At 33.3% G+C, this 17,453-nt stretch carries 15 protein-coding genes and 1 tRNA gene; 10 read left to right on the forward strand and 6 right to left on the reverse strand.

The annotated features are described in order from the left end of the window. Window positions 1-41: 41 nt before the first annotated feature. The 5 genes from ASE40_RS04960 to ASE40_RS04980 form a co-directional block, all read right to left on the reverse strand. Window positions 42-479, reverse strand: coding sequence for a retropepsin-like aspartic protease (locus ASE40_RS04960; protein ID WP_057115763.1), 438 nt, complete (start codon window positions 477-479; stop codon window positions 42-44). Next, window positions 415-3,090: a CHAT domain-containing protein gene (locus ASE40_RS04965; RefSeq protein WP_057115766.1), complete on the reverse strand. Its 2,676-nt coding sequence runs from the start codon at window positions 3,088-3,090 to the stop codon at window positions 415-417. The genes ASE40_RS04960 and ASE40_RS04965 overlap by 65 nt, the downstream gene beginning before the upstream one ends. 118 nt (window positions 3,091-3,208) lie before the next feature. Further along, window positions 3,209-5,161, reverse strand: coding sequence for a PKD domain-containing protein (locus ASE40_RS04970; RefSeq protein ID WP_057115768.1), 1,953 nt, complete (start codon window positions 5,159-5,161; stop codon window positions 3,209-3,211). A gap of 111 nt (window positions 5,162-5,272) precedes the next feature. Continuing rightward, entirely contained in the window at window positions 5,273-6,256 is a 984-nt protein-coding gene (locus ASE40_RS04975) for a hypothetical protein (protein ID WP_057115771.1), read from the reverse strand. A 182-nt stretch (window positions 6,257-6,438) separates the two neighbouring features. Then, window positions 6,439-6,738 (reverse strand): hypothetical protein, encoded by a 300-nt coding sequence (locus ASE40_RS04980; RefSeq protein ID WP_057115994.1) that lies wholly within the window; start codon window positions 6,736-6,738, stop codon window positions 6,439-6,441. 129 nt (window positions 6,739-6,867) lie between these two features. On the opposite strand from ASE40_RS04980, the gene ASE40_RS04985 reads away from it, so the two are divergent. The 6 genes from ASE40_RS04985 (at window position 6,868) to ASE40_RS05010 (ending at window position 13,199) form a co-directional block, all read left to right on the forward strand. Then, window positions 6,868-7,452 (forward strand): RNA polymerase sigma factor, encoded by a 585-nt coding sequence (locus ASE40_RS04985; protein ID WP_057115773.1) that lies wholly within the window; start codon window positions 6,868-6,870, stop codon window positions 7,450-7,452. Window positions 7,453-7,454: 2 nt separating this feature from the next. Continuing rightward, complete coding sequence (locus tag ASE40_RS04990; protein WP_057115775.1) at window positions 7,455-8,180, forward strand: hypothetical protein; 726 nt, start codon at window positions 7,455-7,457, stop codon at window positions 8,178-8,180. A gap of 148 nt (window positions 8,181-8,328) precedes the next feature. Continuing rightward, on the forward strand, window positions 8,329-9,975 hold the full coding sequence (locus tag ASE40_RS04995; protein WP_057115778.1) for a S41 family peptidase: 1,647 nt from the start codon (window positions 8,329-8,331) through the stop codon (window positions 9,973-9,975). 225 nt (window positions 9,976-10,200) lie between these two features. Continuing rightward, the gene (locus ASE40_RS05000) at window positions 10,201-10,980 is read left to right on the forward strand and encodes a TatD family hydrolase (RefSeq protein ID WP_057115781.1); all 780 of its coding nucleotides are present in this window, start codon (window positions 10,201-10,203) and stop codon (window positions 10,978-10,980) included. 64 nt (window positions 10,981-11,044) lie between these two features. Next, complete coding sequence (locus tag ASE40_RS05005) at window positions 11,045-12,181, forward strand: 1-acyl-sn-glycerol-3-phosphate acyltransferase (protein ID WP_057115783.1); 1,137 nt, start codon at window positions 11,045-11,047, stop codon at window positions 12,179-12,181. Next, complete coding sequence (locus ASE40_RS05010; RefSeq protein ID WP_057115785.1) at window positions 12,171-13,199, forward strand: asparaginase; 1,029 nt, start codon at window positions 12,171-12,173, stop codon at window positions 13,197-13,199. Before ASE40_RS05005 ends, ASE40_RS05010 begins: the two co-directional genes overlap by 11 nt. Before the next feature lie 108 nt (window positions 13,200-13,307). Here the strand turns inward: ASE40_RS05010 and ASE40_RS05015 are convergent, their stop codons facing one another. Next, window positions 13,308-14,549, reverse strand: a complete 1,242-nt coding sequence (locus ASE40_RS05015; protein ID WP_057115787.1) for an MFS transporter — start codon at window positions 14,547-14,549, stop codon at window positions 13,308-13,310. A 91-nt stretch (window positions 14,550-14,640) separates the two neighbouring features. Here ASE40_RS05015 and ASE40_RS05020 point away from each other — a divergent pair, with 91 nt between their 5' ends. From ASE40_RS05020 to ASE40_RS05035, 4 genes are all read left to right on the forward strand, one after another. Beyond that, window positions 14,641-15,510, forward strand: coding sequence for a LysR substrate-binding domain-containing protein (locus ASE40_RS05020; protein WP_057115790.1), 870 nt, complete (start codon window positions 14,641-14,643; stop codon window positions 15,508-15,510). 60 nt (window positions 15,511-15,570) lie between these two features. Next, a tRNA-Ser gene (locus ASE40_RS05025) sits at window positions 15,571-15,657 on the forward strand. 198 nt (window positions 15,658-15,855) lie between these two features. Then, entirely contained in the window at window positions 15,856-16,218 is a 363-nt protein-coding gene (locus tag ASE40_RS05030) for an S-adenosylmethionine decarboxylase family protein (RefSeq protein WP_057115793.1), read from the forward strand. 3 nt (window positions 16,219-16,221) lie between these two features. Then, a complete protein-coding gene (locus ASE40_RS05035; protein WP_057115796.1) occupies window positions 16,222-17,451 on the forward strand; it encodes a DUF4178 domain-containing protein in 1,230 nt (409 codons plus the stop codon). The last annotated feature ends 2 nt before the right edge of the window (window positions 17,452-17,453 follow it).

Raw genomic sequence — 17,453 nt, forward strand, 5'->3', positions numbered from 1 at the left:
GGAATTTGGAATTTGGAATTTGGAATTTGGAATTTGGANTTCTATTTAAGGTACAAATAATGATTAAAATAATCAATTATAGCTTTTCCTTCCAATAAAACATCGGCACCAATAATACCATGAACAGGTTTAGCTTTAAAAGATTCTAGAGCTTCGTTTACATGAGAAAGATCAAAAATAACAATACTGAAATCCTTGTTTTTCCAAGATCCTAACTGCAATTTATTTTGAGACGAAATCTGCGTTTTCATGCCGCTTCCGCCTGCTCCAGATGCTTTTGTTTTTGAATTTTTTGCAGCCAATTCAAAAAGTTCAATACTTTCAAAACCCACGCACGTATTAGATGCGCCGGTATCTAAAATGAAATTGCCAGAGACACCATTAATTTTGGCTTTTATCTGTAAATGCTGCGTTTTAGTTATCTTGAATTTTATTTTTTTGTAATTCTCTGTTTTGAGAATTTCGTGAAGATTTTCCATTTCTGTAATGATTGAAAACCAAAAATAAGCCAATTACAGCCAAAAAACTAATGATATAGAAGATATAATTTGTTGGTTTTTCTGCTTCTTCAATAGTTCCGTAATACACAAAAGCACTCCAATAATAAGGTGACTTTTTTGCATTGGGAATTGATTTATTGTTTAAATAATCCAGTTTTGCATTGGTATTAGCTTCAAAATAAGGAACATCTTTTTGAATGTTTTTATAAAAATCCGACATAAAAACCGAAGTCGTAAAATCATTTACTTTCCATAAAGAAAATAATAAATTTTGTGCTCCTGCAAATTGAAAACCTCTCGCAATACTCATTGCGCCTTCTGCTTTATACAATTTACCAATACCGGTTTCGCAGGCACTTAAAACCACTAAATCTGGATTGATATGAAGATTATACAATTCAGAATACAGAATTTCCTGATCGTAAAATTTAATACTTGCAGGAGTTTCAATATCGCCAGAAGATGCATGTGTGCTCAAATGAAGCATGGAATAGTGAGAGGCATTGTTTGTAAAATTAGTAAAACTTGCATTTGAATTTTCTAAATATTTTCCGCTAAAACTACTTCGGATAGATTCCATTTCTTTCTTGGAGTAACGAAGTTCAAAAGCCGATTTTTCAAAAACAGGAAAAATTCCTAAAACCGTTTTTTTCGAGTTAGAAATTGGTTTTGAGTTGAGGTAAATATTTGCCGACGTATTATAAGCAATCTTGAAATCGTTCAATAAATAATTCATTTTGCTAAAATTCGTCGTATTTGATTCTCGAGTAATTAAAGCTTCAAAAGGAAGAAAATTTAAGATTCCGTCAGGAACAATAATAAGGTTTTGATTAACATGATTCGTAGGCAATTTCAATACATCATAAGCTATTTTAGCATAATGATTATAACCTGAAATATCATTTGTAATTGCTTCAGGACTATTAAAATAGTTTATGAATTGAACAATTTTTGGAATTGCAATATCAGTAATATTAATATGGTTTAAAGCAATTCGGTTGTTTTGTAAAATGAAGAAATAGAGGTTTTCGGATCCCATAAGATAATAAACCATCATCGCTTTATCATTTTCCAATTTCTTAAATAATGCTTTCAAATCACATTTTTCAGGAATGTAATCTGGGTTTTCAGATTGGATTTTTTTTAGTGAAATCATCAATTCATTTTGCTTTTTTATAAATTGATTGATCTTCAAAATATCAGCAGAATCTCCTTTTTGCTGTTCTTTTATAATATTATTATTTAGATTTTGAAGTTTGTATAAAAGTTGTTTTTCATCTGTCGAAGCATTTTTAATAGTAGAGTGATAACTTTTTAAAATCCCAGCTTTTGTATTTTCAGCCAATTGAAAAGCCTTTTCCAAATATGAAGTTTTGCCTTCTTTTTTAAACAATTCATTACAAATAGAAAAGCATTTTTCGGTACGATTTCGAGATCGCAGCTGCATCAGGATTTTAGAATTTTCATAAACTAAACTGTTCATCATTAGATCTTCGATATAAAAAGACATATCAAAAGCTATAAGAGCCTTTTTGGGCTGATTTATCCTTAAAATTTCGGCTTGAAGATCGAGCGCATCAACCAAGACTGTTTCTGCATACAATTGATTTTTCGCTGGAAGAACATTTTTTGAATTGTAATTTGGAATCAATGTTTTAAAAACGACAGCAATTTGCTTTGTACTTTCTTCATATTTTTCTTCATCAAAAAGCAGTAAAGCTTTTTCATAATAAAGTTTAGCTAGTTTTCTAGGCTGCTGATTTGCTGTCTGCAAAAATAATTTTTCAGCTTTTTCTAAATAAGATTTTGCAGCATCAAAATTTTGTCTTTGACGATTTAGAGCAGCAAGATTTCGATAGGAACTTGATAAGGTTTCCGATTGATTTTTTTCGGTTTGAAGATATTTTATCGAAGATTCAAATGCTTTCGTAGCGTTTTGATGAGTTTCTGGTCTCATTAAATCTCCTGTAGAACTTAGCAGATAATTATTCCCCAGATTATTCCATAAAATTCCCTTTTGCAAATTGGATAATTTCTCCGTTTTTAAAGTCTTCTCTAAAAGTTCAATAGCCAAAGAAATTTTGCCTGAACTCTGATAAACATTTGATAAATTAAGAATTGCGGCAAACTTTTGTTTTTTTGCGTCAGGATAATTTTTAGAAGAATTTACGATAAAAAAGTATTGTTTTATGGTATTTTCTGCACTGTCATAGTCGCCTAAAACGGTATATAAATTTCCCAAAGGTTTTAAGCAGAACTCAATAATGTCGTAATCGCTTAGTTTATATTTTTGATAGATTTGCCACGCTTTTTCATAACTCGAAATCGCATTTTGAGTCTGCCCAAACTGATTTTCATAATATGCTTTATTGCAGTTTAGAATCACAATGGCCAGTAATTCATCTTTGGTTTTAGGTTTAGCGCTTTTCCAAAAATCACTTTCAATATTTCTTAAATTTTGTAACGCTTCCGCGGAAGGATGAGCCGTAAAACCATCAATCGCATTATAAATTTTCTCAGCCTGATTTTGTCCAAAAACATTTAGACTCAGGAAAAGGAAAATAAAACCATATAAGCGATATAAGTTCATATTAAGCTGTTTTTTATTTCAAAGATATTCGCAAAGAGAGCTCAGAGAGGCACAAAATACGTTTATTTACTTTGTAAGTCTTTGCGAAAAAACTTTGCGTATCTCTGCGGCACAATCTCTAAAACTTCCAAATTCCATAAAACTGAAAATAATTGAAATTCTGTTCAAAATTAATCACATATCGCGCGCCCAAACTCGGACCAATTCTGGCAAAACCAGCTGTAAAATCAAGCAGTAATCCAGTTTTAAAATTGGTAAAAGATTCTTTAGACGAACTCGATTCTGAGCGGGTATTGATAATATATTTATCGCTGTCGCCTTCAAAAAGATCTATTGTTCGATTGTAATTTTGTTGGGATGAAACATCAAAATTAGCCTGAATTCCAGCCCCGACTCCAAAGTAATTATTAATGTTGTAACGAATTAAAACAGGAACTTCCCAATTGACATTTTTGTTTTCTGTTGAGGTCGTAACACGTTGCAATTGTTTTTGTCCGTTAGGATTCAGTACAGTCTCAGTTAGTACAGAAATATCGCTGTCGTATTTATTTAATGCATTTTCCCACTCAACCTGCCAATAAAAGCGATACGATTTAAAAGGCGAAATTGTAGCGCCAACAAAATAACTGGTCGAATTTTCTAAATCTGGATATAAATTGTAACCCGCTTTGGCACCAATCGAAATTCCAGGTAAGAATCGGGTAGTGGCATAATTGGTAATTATCGGTTCATTCTTGTCAAAAATAATGGCGGTTCTGCTTTTGGTTTTTACTTTATGAAAATCTTCTCCAAACTTCATCGAATATTTTACAAAACCTTTTGTAGAATCTTTTTCGTGCACATTTTTCTGTTCGCTTCCTGGAAGATAAATGTTTTTGAAGGTAAAAATGATTTGTTTCTGTTTGATAATCGTGTCAAGACAGCTTATAGTGGGTTCTTCGCCTTTAGGGCAAATTGGACATTCGGGATACATGCTTTCAATCTGGAAAGTTTTCTTGTCAAACATATCTGGGATATCAGTTTCTAAACGAATTTTTCGTGCCGGACCTTCTCCGTTATTCTGAAAACGGGTTTTAAAATTTACCCTTTTAAAACGCACCAATCTATAATTCATAAACCTTCCGTTAGATCCCATTTTGTTTGGATCGTGAGAAGTTACGATTTCCATTTCCAGATTTTTTACTTTATGGTTTTTATAACTTCGATTCGGAACAAAAATACCTCGCATCGTAACCGTTGCACTCGTGTCTTTAATCATTTCAGGAGTAGTTTTGAAAGTATAAAAAACATTTCGTGTTTCTCCTGGATTGGCATCATCAAATTCTAAAATAGAAACATTATGATATGTTTTATTGGCGTCTAATAACGAGGCATCCAAATCTTCTTCTGTAGTTGTATTTCGGTATTTTTTGGTTTTGAAATTTCCTTCGGCGGAAGCCATAAAATTATTCGAATCGTTAAGATCATCAACCGCAGCAACTAAGTTTTCTTTTATTTCACGTTCGCCTGCATATGTTCTAAAGTCGCTTAATTCGAAATTGTTGTGTTTGAATTGCTTTTCATTATAAAATAAATAAAGCTTTCCGTTAGAAACATAATTTTCCAGATTTTGATAACTTACTACGACTACCATTTCCTGATCTGGAATAGGATCACAATTCTTAATAATCGCAAACCCATTCTGATCGGCAATTGAAGCGACATCGTTAAAATTCGTATCCGTAATATCATTTACTGCGACTTTCTTTGGGCGGGTTGCAGGCGGTTTTCCGTTGTCGTAATTGTTTGTTACAGCAAGTCTTGTGGTGTAATTTCCTTTCTTTTTGTACACATGTTTGGGTTCTGCTTCTTTGCTGTAATGTCCGTCGCCAAGTTCCCATAAATAAGAATAACTTGGTTTTGGTGCACCAGCAATCGGAATCAAAGGCGGTGTTTCAGGCTTAAAAATAACCTGATTTCCGTTTTGTGTAAAACCAATATTGGCTCTTCGGGTTATGGTGTCTTTAACTTTTGTTTGTCCAATAGAATAAATGCTGAATAGAATAAAGAAAATAGACAGTTGTGGTTTCATAACTAGACAGTTTTGGGTTTTAAAATCATCAGAATCAATCTTAAAACAGGATTAAATGTAAAAAAAAGTGATGAGCAAATCACCACTTTTTCTTAAAAAAGCATTTGTAAGTTACTGAATGGCATTAATTGCAGCAACCAGCTGAGCTTCGGTACCGACTGTTGTTTCGGCAAGGGTAAAAGTGTAAACGTCATTGGCAGCAACGGTTACGGATTTTATCGCATATCTCCATTGGCCGTTATCTTCAGTCACAAAAATTACATGACAAGCTAATCCAATAGGAATTTGTCCGTAATGTTCGCTAAATAAACCTGCAGGAGTAAAAGTATCAAGTTTAGCAAGTGCATTTGTTCCTTCGCCATCGTAAGAAAGGTAAATGGCGCTGTTGTTATTATCATATCCTTCTGGTGCTTTGGCTAAAATTGTTGTTTTTGGTCTCGGATCGCTGTAAAAACGGTCAACATTTGTCCACCCAAAGTTTCCGAATGTTACATAATAATTGTTTCCTTCGCCTTGTACGCCGCCTTTTCCTCCAGTTCCGTCAGCGTTTGGTTTAGCTTCTCTCCAAGCCAATTCTCCAGCTTCGTCAATAACACCAGTCCACAAAGTCATTAAATTGTCAAAACCGTCAGTTAAAGCTGTTGGAACAATCATATTTAATGAGCAAGAAGTTTGAAGTTCTACACCGCCCTGCGTTGCTTTAATAAAGAATTCACCGCCAGAGATTAATAAATTTTTCTTTCCATCAGAAGTAATTCCCATTGTTGGTTTATTGGTAACCAGCATATTTCCTTTGTCAAAGAGTTCGATATATTCAATATCTACTTGTCCAGTTACGGGATTTCCGTTTTTGGTCAAACAATCTCCGTTAATGTAAAGCTTTACACCCTTTGCGGAAGTTAAAGTTACCACTCCATTTCCCGCGGTCATGGTAAAATTTTGAGTATTTCTTTTTACACCTTTTTCATTAATGCTTTTAAACGATGCCGAAGTTGGAGGTGAAAGTTTAATATCATCTCCGTCGCTGTTATCGCAGCTGGCGAAAGTTGTCATTGCTATTATTAAAAGACCGATTTTTTTAAAATTTGTTTTCATAATTTCTAGTTTTATAAATCTGGCTTGATTGTTTCAAGTGGTTTTCAGATTCTGGTTATTAATTTTATAGTTAAATCAATTTGGGTTTAATTTTGTTACCCTCAGTTTTGAATTATTTTTTAAGCTTATATGGTTATATCAATTGGCTTTAAAATTTGTTACCCATTTATTTGTTTTTTTATTTAGGCAGAAAGGCATTTATCTTCAAATAGATTTCCGTCTTCGTCAACAGCTACGAGAATATCTTTCTTTTGAGAGAAATTTAGAATGAGATAAATCCAGACAATTATCCAGAAACCTAAAGTCATACAACTGATAAATAAATGAAGGGAATGATTTATGGCTTTTTTTTCTTTAGACAAAACCACATAAGGCAGTTTCTCATTATGTTCTGTAATTACAAAACCGCTGCGAGTTTTGGCTGCGATTATCTCGTAGAATCGATCTGTGTTTTTTTCGTTTACAAATTGGTAACTTTCCATTTCTTTTAATTTTTTAAAGGTTTTTAAAAGACTTTTGTTTTCATAAATACAATTCATTGCATTATTGTTACCCTTTGTTTTGAAGTTTTATGAGATTCTTTTTTTACATTAGTATTAAAATAGCTTTCTATGGATCAAAATAAAATTCATCCTGACCAAAAATATATCGTTGGACTTGCCGCAAATGATTCGGTGGTTATTGAAATGATATATAAAAAGTTCGCTCCAAAAGTAGTTTTGTTTATAACCAACAATTCTGGAGATAAGGATCAGGCGCAGGATGTGATTCAGGAAATTATGATACTGCTTTTTAATCAGGCGAAAGCCAATGCACTTCAATTGACTTGTCCGTTTGATGCTTACTTTTTCTTACTATGCAAAAGACGCTGGCTCAATGAGCTGAAAAAATCATCGAATAAAGGGGTAACAATTCTAGAAGATGTTTTATCTATCAATGAATCTGCGCATGACTTGATTGCACAAACGGAAGAATTTGACGAAAAACAAAAGCTTTTTGACACCATGTTTCAGAAACTGGGAGAAAAATGCCAAGAAGTTTTAAAACTCAGTTTTACTTTAAAATCAATGGAAGAAGTGGCCGAAAAACTCAATGTAACTTACGGCTATGTTCGGAAAAAGAAATCGTTATGTGTTGGGCAGTTAACGCAATGGATTCAGGAAGCGAAAAATTTTAACTCTTTAAAAAACAAGTAATCATGAACGAAGAACGCTATATCTTATTTGATCAATATCTTCAAGGCGAACTGACCGTTGATGAAAGAGCTAATTTGGAGAAACAATTAGCTGAAGATCCAGAATTGGCATCGGCATTAGAGAGTTTCAAAGAAATGCATTTTCAATTGGAAAATAAATTCGGACAAGAGCAGGATCGAGAAATTTTTAAAGAAAACCTAAGCCGAATTTCAGATAAATATTTTAATAAAAATAAAGGAAAAGTAGCTTCCCTTAAACCTTGGTACTACGTTGCGGCAGCGTCGGCAGCTATTTTATTCGGATTGTTTTTCTTTGATTATAATGAGAATCCGTCGTTTGATGATTATAATCATCCAGAAAGTGCCTATTTTACTGAAAGAGGTGTTTCTGAAGAAACTTTAAAACAAGCAGAGGATAATTTTAACGGAAAAAGATATGCAAAAGCAATTCCGCTTTTTGAAGCAATTTTAAAAGAAAATACATCTCCTGAAATTCAATATTTTTATGGTATTTCTTTGGTTGAAGAAAGTCAGTACAATAAAGCAGAAAGTATTTTTAAAGAATTGCAAGCAGGGAATTCTGCTTACAAGGAAAAAGCAAAATGGAATCTGGCATTATCCAAATTAAAACAAAAAGATTATAAAGCCTGCAAAGAGATTCTTCAGACTATTTCTCAGGATTATGAAGATTATGATGAAGTAGAACAGCTTTTAGATGAGTTGAATTAATTAAAAATAAAAGCAAATTTGAAAATAAATTAAAAAATTTCCTGCTTTTACGTGAAACCTCAATCGAATTTAGATTTTTAGTTCTAAATTCGATTTTGTTTTTATAAGAATTGCCACCAAAACAACCAAAACTAACCAACCCAAGTCGATGAAAAAAATCACATTGTTTCTTTTTATCATTTTTTCTCAAACCATTTTTAGTGCTGCTAAAATTACAGAAGCCGAAAAGCTTTTTGCCACTTGCAAAGTTTGGGGATTTTTAAAGTATTATCATCCAAAAGTTGCTGGAGGAGAAGTTAATTGGGACAATCAATTATTAGAAAAACTTCCGAAAATAGAAAACGCGAAAACAAAAGAAGAGTTTTCATTAATATTGGAAAACTGGATCGACGATCTCGGACCAATAAAAGAAATAGCGCCAATTGCAGTGCCAAAAGATGTAAAGTTTTTTGACAAGAATTTCGATTTAAGCTGGTTTAATTATAAGCTGTTTTCTAAAAAGCTTTCGAAGAAATTAAAATTTATTGAGGAAAATAGATTTCAAAGCGATGAGGAATTTGATTATAGTTTTGATGGTTTAAAATATGTTAAAAACTACTTCGATCTCGATTATACAAATAAAGGCTCAAGGATTCTAATGTTGTCTGCCTATTGGAATTTAATTGAATATTATTTTCCATATAAATATGTAATGGACCAAAAATGGGATTTGAGCTTAGAACATATATTGCCGTCTATTGCAGATGCTAAGAGTGAAGACGATTTTTATTTTGCGTTTAAAAAACTAACCTCTAAACTTAATGATAGTCATGTAGAAACTCCGATTTACGGTGTTGGAGCGGGTAAGAAGGCGTCAAATTATTTCCCTGCAACGGGTAAGATAATTAATGAAAAATTAGTTGTTACAGAGATTTTGGGAGACAGTCTCGCTGATGCAGATAATATTAAAATAGGAACTGTAATTAATAAAATAAATGGTAAAACGATAAAAGAGTTAATCGAAGAGAATAGAGATTTAATCTGTGCTTCAAACGAAGCAGCATATTTGGATAAAGCGGTTAAAAGAATTTTAAGCAGTAATTCTGAAAATGTTCAAGTAGAGTTTCTTAAAGACGGAAAATACGAAACAAAAGCAATGATTTGGTCTAATTATCACGATTCACATCGAAATGAATTTAAAAAAGGAGCAATAAAACTAAAAGAAAAGTTTAAACTTTTGGATAATAATATTGGGTATGTTGACATGGGCATTATTAAACCGAGAAATATTCCAGATATGATAGAGGCTTTAAAATCTACAAAAGCAATTGTTTTTGATATGAGAAATTATCCCAATGATACTTGGAAACAGATTTCAGATTTTTTGAATGCAGAGGAGAAGAGATTTTGTGATTATACAGAACCGTATTTAAAATATCCAGGAAGATATGAATGGGTAGAAGGACGAAAGGCTGGTTTTGAAAACAAAGATCATTATAAGGGAAAAGTCATTGTTTTGCTTAATGAAGATGCTTTCAGCCAATCAGAATGGACAGCAATGTGTTTTCAAACAGCAGGAAATACAACCATTATTGGAAGCCAGACAGCAGGGACAGATGGAAATGCGATTGATATCGATTTCAAGTATTTTCATACTAGATATACAGGAATTGGAGTTTATTATCCTGATGGACGCGAAACCCAAAGAATTGGCATCATTCCTGATATTGAAGTAAAACCAACCATAAAAGGAATTCAGGAAGGAAAAGATGAGGTTTTAGATAGAGCTTTAAGTTTTATCGAAACTGGGAAATAAGTAAAGTTTGTCAACTGAGCGAAGTCGAAGGACATAAAAGCAATTCGAAAAGATTGGGGGCTTTTCTTTGCTGGACTTCGACTTCGCTCAGTTTGACACAATTTAATAATTAGACCTTTGTCAAAGTTAAAAACTTTGTCAAAGGTTTTTGTGTTCTATACAAATTCTACAAAATTGCTATTCTTTTAATATTGTCGTAATTTTGACAGCTTTAAAATTATACCCTTGAATTTGAAACCTATTATTACAGATACACACACGCATTTATATTCTGAAGAATTTGATCAGGATCGCGACGAAATGATTCAGCGCGCTATTGATGCCGGCATTACTCGTTTTTTTATTCCGGCAATCGATGCGGCTGCGACACAGTCTATGTACGATTTAGAGAAAAATTATCCTGAAAATATATTCCTGATGATGGGGCTGCATCCTACTTACGTGAAAGATAATTATCTAGACGAATTAACACATGTAGAAACTGAATTGTCTAAAAGAAAGTTTTACGCAGTTGGAGAAATCGGGATCGATTTGTACTGGGATAAGACACATCTTAAAGAACAGCAAATCGCTTTTAAGACGCAAATTCAACTGGCAAAACAATACAAACTTCCAATCGTAATTCATTGTCGAGAAGCTTTTGACGAGATCTTCGAAATCTTAGAAGAAGAAAAATCTGAAGATTTGTTTGGGATTTTTCATTGTTTTTCCGGAACTTTAGTACAAGCACAGCAGGCAATTTCCTATAATATGAAATTAGGAATTGGTGGTGTGGTAACATTCAAGAACGGAAAAATTGATCAGTTTTTAAATCAAATTGATTTAAAACATATTGTTTTGGAGACAGATTCGCCTTATTTAGCGCCAATTCCATACAGAGGAAAAAGAAATGAAAGCAGTTATTTAGTCAATGTAATTTCTAAACTGGCAGCTCTATACGATGTTTCTGAAGAAGAGATTGCAGCAGTTACAACTCAAAACTCCAAAGACGTTTTTGGGATTTAATATAATCGTTACTTTAATCTAATTTTTTTTTTGTTCTTTTGCCCACTTAAAATCGATAAAAATAATGCAGAAATTTGATGCCATTCGACCGTTTTATGATTCCGAAATAAATGAAGCACTTCATGATGTGGTAAACCATCCGATGATGAAAACCATGATGAACTTTACTTTTCCGGAAGTAGAAGATGAGGTTTGGAAGGATCAATTAAAGAAGACACATTCGATTCGTGATTTTCAATGCAACTTTATTTATAATACAATACAAAAGGTTTTAGAAAAAAGTTCTGAAGGACTTACAACTTCGGGTTTTGAGAAACTGGAAAAAAACACTTCTTATTTGTTTATCTCAAATCACAGAGATATTCTTTTAGATACAACATTATTAAATGTCTGTCTTTTCGAACATGGTTTGGTCATGACGGCATCGGCAATTGGAGATAATCTCGTTAAAAAAGCTTTCTTGGCTACTTTGGCAAAACTGAATAGAAACTTTTTAGTTTTAAGAGGATTAACACCTCGTGAAATGCTTCAAAGTTCAAAATTATTAGCCGAATATATCGGACAACTGCTGCTTCGCGAAAATCGTTCGGTTTGGATTGCCCAAAGAGAAGGAAGAACTAAAGATGGAAACGACGAAACCAATCCAGGAGTTTTAAAAATGATCGGAATGGGTTCTGATGAAGAAAACTTAATGGATTATTTTAAGAAATTAAAAATCGTTCCAGTTTCGATTTCTTATGAATACGATCCAACAGATGTTTTGAAAATGCCGCAATTAATGGCAGAAGCAAATAACGAAGTTTACGTTAAAGATAAAAACGAAGATTTCATGACCATTTTAAGCGGTATCATGGGAACTAAAAAGAGAATCCATATTTCTGTTGGAGATGTTTTAGACAAAGAAATCGATCAGATTGTGGCTGAAAATGACAATGTTAACAAGCAAGTTCAGGCTTTGGCACAAACTATTGATGATGTTGTTTTGAAAAACTACCAATTATGGCCGACCAATTTTATTGCATACGATATTTTAAACGAAACCGATAAATTTGCTCACAAGTACAAAGAGAGCGAAAAATCGCTTTTTGAGCGTCGTTTAGAAATGCGTATCGGAAGCGATAATCCTGTTACCAGACAAGGATTTTTGGCAATGTATGCCAATCCTGTTGTCAATAAATTAAAATACCAAGATGTCATCTAAAGCTAAAATATTATTGATTTATACCGGAGGAACAATCGGTATGAGCAAAGACTTTGAAACAGGGGCACTTAAAGCCTTCAATTTTGGTAAATTAATACAAAAGATTCCAGAAATTAAGCAGTTGGACTGTGAAATCGAATCTATTTCATTCGAGCACCCAATTGATTCTTCTAATATGAATCCCGAAATGTGGACAAAAATTGCCACAATTATCGAGGAAAATTACGCTGCTTATGACGGATTCGTGGTGCTTCACGGATCAGATACAATGTCATATTCGGCTTCTGCATTGAGTTTTATGCTGGAGAATTTAGCTAAACCAGTTGTGTTTACAGGTTCTCAGCTTCCTATTGGAGATTTACGTACCGATGCAAAAGAAAACCTGATTACAGCGATTCAGATTGCTTCACTTCAAGAAAACGGAAAACCAGTTATTACCGAAGTCTGCTTGTATTTTGAATACAAATTGTACCGTGGCAACCGAACTTCTAAAGTAAATGCAGAACATTTTAGAGCTTTTACAGCACCAAATTATCCTGAATTAGTAGAATCTGGTGTTCACTTAAAACTAAACAGACATTTATTTCTTCCTATAAATAAAAACGCCGATTTGATCGTTCACAAAAATCTGAATAATCATGTAGCGATAATCAAAATGTTTCCAGGAATGAGCGAAGTAGTTTTGGCTTCAATTCTTGCTATTCCAGATTTAAGAGGAATTGTTTTAGAAACCTACGGCTCAGGAAATGCTCCAACAGAAGATTGGTTTTTAAATTTAATTGAAAAAGCAATTCAATCAGGATTACATATTGTAAATGTTACACAATGCTCAGGCGGAAGCGTAAACATGGGACAATACGAAACTAGTACAGCTTTAAAATCGCTTGGAGTTATTTCAGGAAAAGACATTACTACCGAAGCAGCAATTACAAAATTAATGTATCTGCTTGGTCATAATATTCCACAAAACGAATTTAAAGATATTTTTGAAACTGCTTTACGCGGGGAGATATCGTAGATGAAAATTCCAAAATAAAAAATTCCAAATTCCAAACTGAGTGAATCTCAAAATTGGAATTTGGAATTTTTATATTGGAACTTCTCTCTAAAATTGGAATTTGGAATTTTAATTTTTGGAATTTTGATAAGGAACCGGACAAGTTTCCAAATCTTCTGAAGCCTTGTGATTTTTGTAATAGACATACACAATTACAGAAATAATACAGATAATTCCTTGAATAACAACAGTATTTCGAGTTCCGATAAAGTGAGAAACGTAACCAATAATTAAACTTCCCACAGGAATCATTCCTTGATAAGCCATCATGTAATAGCTGATGCTTCTAGAACGCATATTGACTGTACTCTGCGTCTGGATATAAATGTTGATAGAAGAAGTTTGTCCCATCATTCCCACTCCGCTTAAGGTCATACAGATTAAGGCAATCGTCAAACTGCTAGAAACTGCCAAAATAATAATACTGAAACCAAGAAGTAAGCTTGCTGCGATCATCAATTTATTCATGTTTTCAGCCGATTTTAAATTGGCTAAATAGATGGCAGATAAAACCGAGCCAATTCCGGCAGCACTTTCAAACCAGCTGAAAGTTTGTGCATTTCCGCTAAAAATATCTTTGGCAAAAACTGGCATCAAAGTATTAAAAGAAATTACAAACAAACTGCTGCAGGTAAGCATAAGAAGCATTCTCGCCATTTCGGTTTCTTTTTTTACATAATCTAAACCTTCAATAAGATCGTCGAGCATATTTAACTTATTTTCGGCTTTAATGTGCGGAGTAATTTTCATCATCAGCAATGAAATCAAAACCGGAACATAACTAATGAAGTTCCCGATAAAACAAATGTCTTCTCCATATTGGTGCAGAATAATTCCCGCAAGTGCAGGTCCGGCAATACGGGCAAAGTTGTTCATTGTAGAGTTAAGCGCAACGGCATTTGGAAGATCTTCTCTTTTGTCGACAATATCGATCATCATCGTTTGACGGCAGGTCATGTCAAAAGCATTGATTATTCCCTGAACAAGACTCAAAGCCAGAATAAAGTTGATATTGTAAATTTTCAGGTAAATAAGCAAAGCTAAAGTTCCAGCCTGAAGCATTGCAAGAGACTGTAAAACAATCATGGCGCGGTGTTTATCGTAACGTCCGATCATGCTTCCTGCCAAAGGAGCTAAAAACAGTGAAGGAATCATACTTAAAAAAGTCGCTAATCCCAATAGAAAAACAGATCCTGTTATACTGTAAACCATCCAGCTTACGGCGGTTTTTTGCAGCCAGGTTCCAATTACGGAAACAGATTGACCATAAAAGAATAACTTGAAATTTTTTGATTTTAACGCTTTAAACATAACCTTGAAATATTTGATACAAAGGTCGGGATTATGATTTCATTAGAAAAATTAATAATTTTACTTATAATAAGTAGTAAAACTTATCAATATGGAAATTTATCAACTGCAGTATTTTATCAAAACAGCTGAGGTTTTGCACTTTACCAAAGCTGCCGAATTGTGCTTTGTAACACAATCGGGACTTTCGCAACAAATTAAAAAGCTGGAAGAAGAGCTCGGAATGCCTTTGTTTAAAAGAATTGGGAAAAAAGTACAATTGACAGAAGCTGGAGCTGTTTTCTTAATTCATGCTAAAAAAGTGGTAGAAAACGTAGAAAATGGAAAACAGGCAATTGAGGATTTAAACGAAATGATTGGCGGCGAACTCCGAATTGGCGTAACCTATATCTTCGGATTATTGATTCTGCCTGTTGTAAATGCATTTGCTAAGAAATACCAAAATCTCAAAATTATTGTCGAGTATGGAACTACCGAGGTTTTAGAACAGAAATTACTTGATAACGAATTAGATTTAGTATTCGTTATTTCGTCACACGAAATTGAAATGCCGATTCAGAAAGTACCATTATTTACTTCAAATATGGTTATGGTGGTTTCTAAAAATCATGCTTTAGCACATTTAGATAAGATCGCTTTTAAGAAAATAGAAGAGATTCCGCTGATATTGCCAGGGAAAGGATCCAATTCGCGAGAATATGTCGAAGAACTATTTAAAAAGTTTAATATGAAACCTAAAATTTCAATAGAGCTCCAGTCCATTCACGCATTATTGCAAATGGTAGAAAATAGCGATTGGGCAACAATTGTTGCCGAGATGGCTCTAAAAGATTGGGACGATCTGAAAGCTATTCAAATTACAGGAGTTGTCACTAAACGAGATTCGTATATGCTAACGCTTGGGAGTTACCAAAAGAAAGCTGTTAAACTATTTATGGAAGAATTTAAAAAAAGCATTTAAAGTAAACTTGCATTTTGTTTTTGTAACTCAGATTTTTTTGTGTTCTTTGCAAACCAATAAAGAGAGGTGTCCGAGTGGTTGAAGGAGCTAGCCTGGAAAGCTAGTATATGGGTAACTGTATCGAGGGTTCGAATCCCTTCCTCTCTGCTAAAAGTTAAGGTCCGTAGTTTCATAAAATGAAATTGCGGATTTTTTTTGTGCCTTACGAAACAAAACTTCGCCTTTCAAAAAAACAAAAAACAGCAACACATAGTCCTGATAAGTTATGCTAAAAATGCTTTTCTTTAGATTATTTTATTACAGAAATTATTATATATTTGGCTGCTGTGTAATATAAATAATTTGATGGATTTACCTCCTTATTCGCCAGGTTTGCATAAACTGGTTACTTTACATGTCGACGAAATTTCTAAGCTTACCAATAGCAGCGGTTTTGTTGCGGTTACCAATTCTATTTTAGAAAAATATGAACTTGAAAAGGTTGGTGTTGTAGTGCATGATTTTGAAAACGAAAGTTTTACAATTTCATTCTGCCTTAAAGAATCTCATATTTGTATACACACCTGGCCAGAATACAAGCAGCTTACTTTGGATGTTTATTTATGCAATTATCTTCAGGACAATTCACAGAAAGTACGTGCTGTAATGGCCGACTATATTGCCTATTTTGATGCAGAAATTATTAAAGATTTTGAAATTAACCGATAAGATATGAAGATTCCTTGTTACGATTGTAATACAGAAACCGAATTAGAGGTTGGTTTTGAAGTAATCAATTTTGTCTGTCCGAAATGTCAGAGTTTATATGCTATTGACAAAGAGGGAAAGTTTCGAAGAAGATCCAAATATAGAAACGTTCTCAGAGATTATCCGCTAGAAATTGGTGATGTAGGATTTCTGAAAGGGAGTGAATACAAAGTTACAGGCTTATTAAGGAAAAATGTACATCCTAATTATACATGGACAGAGTTTATTCTACAGAATGACGCTAAAGAATTTCTATATCTTTCTGTTTCTAATGGACATTGGATGATGCTTACCGAAATGGAAAGTATTGAAGAACTAAAAAAAGGTGTTAAAGTTCTAAAGCATGATGATGTAGATTATGATCTGTTTGAACATTCGGATGCTGAGATTATAGATGCACAAGGTTTTTTTGATTTTGAACTTCCTCAAAACAAATTAATTCATCTTGCTGAATTTATAAATCCGCCTAATATCATTTCTGTTGAAAAGATGAATAACGTACAAACGGCATATTATGGTGAATATGTGAGCAAAAGTGTCATTCAGAAAGCTTTTCCAAAAAGAACAATGCCATATCAGTCTGGTGTTAATATGATTCAGCCATCTCGCTTTGACCTTAGAAATACAGCCATTATTTTCTGTCTTTTCGCCTTATTGATTATAATGGCAAACTGGTATATTTATAAAGATCAGGTGGAGCAAAATGTTTTCAATAGTGCTATTAAATTTAGCGAATTTGATAATAAAGAAATTACCAGTCCATCTTTTGTGCTCAATGGTGCTTCTGCTCCTATGACGATTAAGGTTTCAACAGGGGTTAATAATTCATGGGCAAATTTGAATGTTGCTTTAATTAATGAAGATAATGGCGACGAGATTTATGCCAACAAAGATATAGAATACTATTACGGTTATTCTGATGGAGAATCTTGGACAGAAGGGAGTCAGTCTGAGAAGTTTAATATCTGTGGCGTAAAAGCAGGTAAATACCATCTTCTAATAACACCAATGAAAGCTCCTGAAGATGCTAATAATAGTGAAATGAATGTTAATGTGGTTTGGAATCAGCCTTCGAATAGAAATCTATGGCTGGTTATCATCGGTATGGTTGTGATTTATTTCGTAATACGATATTTTAAAAATCAATTTGAAAAACAGAGATGGTCAGACAGTTCCTACTCGACTTACGAATAATA

The organism is Flavobacterium sp. Root935, assembly GCF_001429295.1.
In the GTDB taxonomy this organism is placed as follows: domain Bacteria; phylum Bacteroidota; class Bacteroidia; order Flavobacteriales; family Flavobacteriaceae; genus Flavobacterium.

Bases quoted from the DNA above. Each gene is read 5' to 3' on its own strand.
- ASE40_RS04960 (WP_057115763.1), bottom strand. From the start codon at position 479: ATGGAAAATCTTCACGAAATTCTCAAAACAGAGAATTACAAAAAAATA.
- ASE40_RS04965 (WP_057115766.1), bottom strand. From the start codon at position 3,090: ATGAACTTATATCGCTTATATGGTTTTATTTTCCTTTTCCTGAGTCTA.
- ASE40_RS04970 (WP_057115768.1), bottom strand. From the start codon at position 5,161: ATGAAACCACAACTGTCTATTTTCTTTATTCTATTCAGCATTTATTCT.
- ASE40_RS04975 (WP_057115771.1), bottom strand. From the start codon at position 6,256: ATGAAAACAAATTTTAAAAAAATCGGTCTTTTAATAATAGCAATGACA.
- ASE40_RS04980 (WP_057115994.1), bottom strand. From the start codon at position 6,738: ATGGAAAGTTACCAATTTGTAAACGAAAAAAACACAGATCGATTCTAC.
- ASE40_RS04985 (WP_057115773.1), top strand. From the start codon at position 6,868: ATGGATCAAAATAAAATTCATCCTGACCAAAAATATATCGTTGGACTT.
- ASE40_RS04990 (WP_057115775.1), top strand. From the start codon at position 7,455: ATGAACGAAGAACGCTATATCTTATTTGATCAATATCTTCAAGGCGAA.
- ASE40_RS04995 (WP_057115778.1), top strand. From the start codon at position 8,329: ATGAAAAAAATCACATTGTTTCTTTTTATCATTTTTTCTCAAACCATT.
- ASE40_RS05005 (WP_057115783.1), top strand. From the start codon at position 11,045: ATGCAGAAATTTGATGCCATTCGACCGTTTTATGATTCCGAAATAAAT.
- ASE40_RS05010 (WP_057115785.1), top strand. From the start codon at position 12,171: ATGTCATCTAAAGCTAAAATATTATTGATTTATACCGGAGGAACAATC.
- ASE40_RS05015 (WP_057115787.1), bottom strand. From the start codon at position 14,549: ATGTTTAAAGCGTTAAAATCAAAAAATTTCAAGTTATTCTTTTATGGT.
- ASE40_RS05020 (WP_057115790.1), top strand. From the start codon at position 14,641: ATGGAAATTTATCAACTGCAGTATTTTATCAAAACAGCTGAGGTTTTG.
- ASE40_RS05030 (WP_057115793.1), top strand. From the start codon at position 15,856: ATGGATTTACCTCCTTATTCGCCAGGTTTGCATAAACTGGTTACTTTA.
- ASE40_RS05035 (WP_057115796.1), top strand. From the start codon at position 16,222: ATGAAGATTCCTTGTTACGATTGTAATACAGAAACCGAATTAGAGGTT.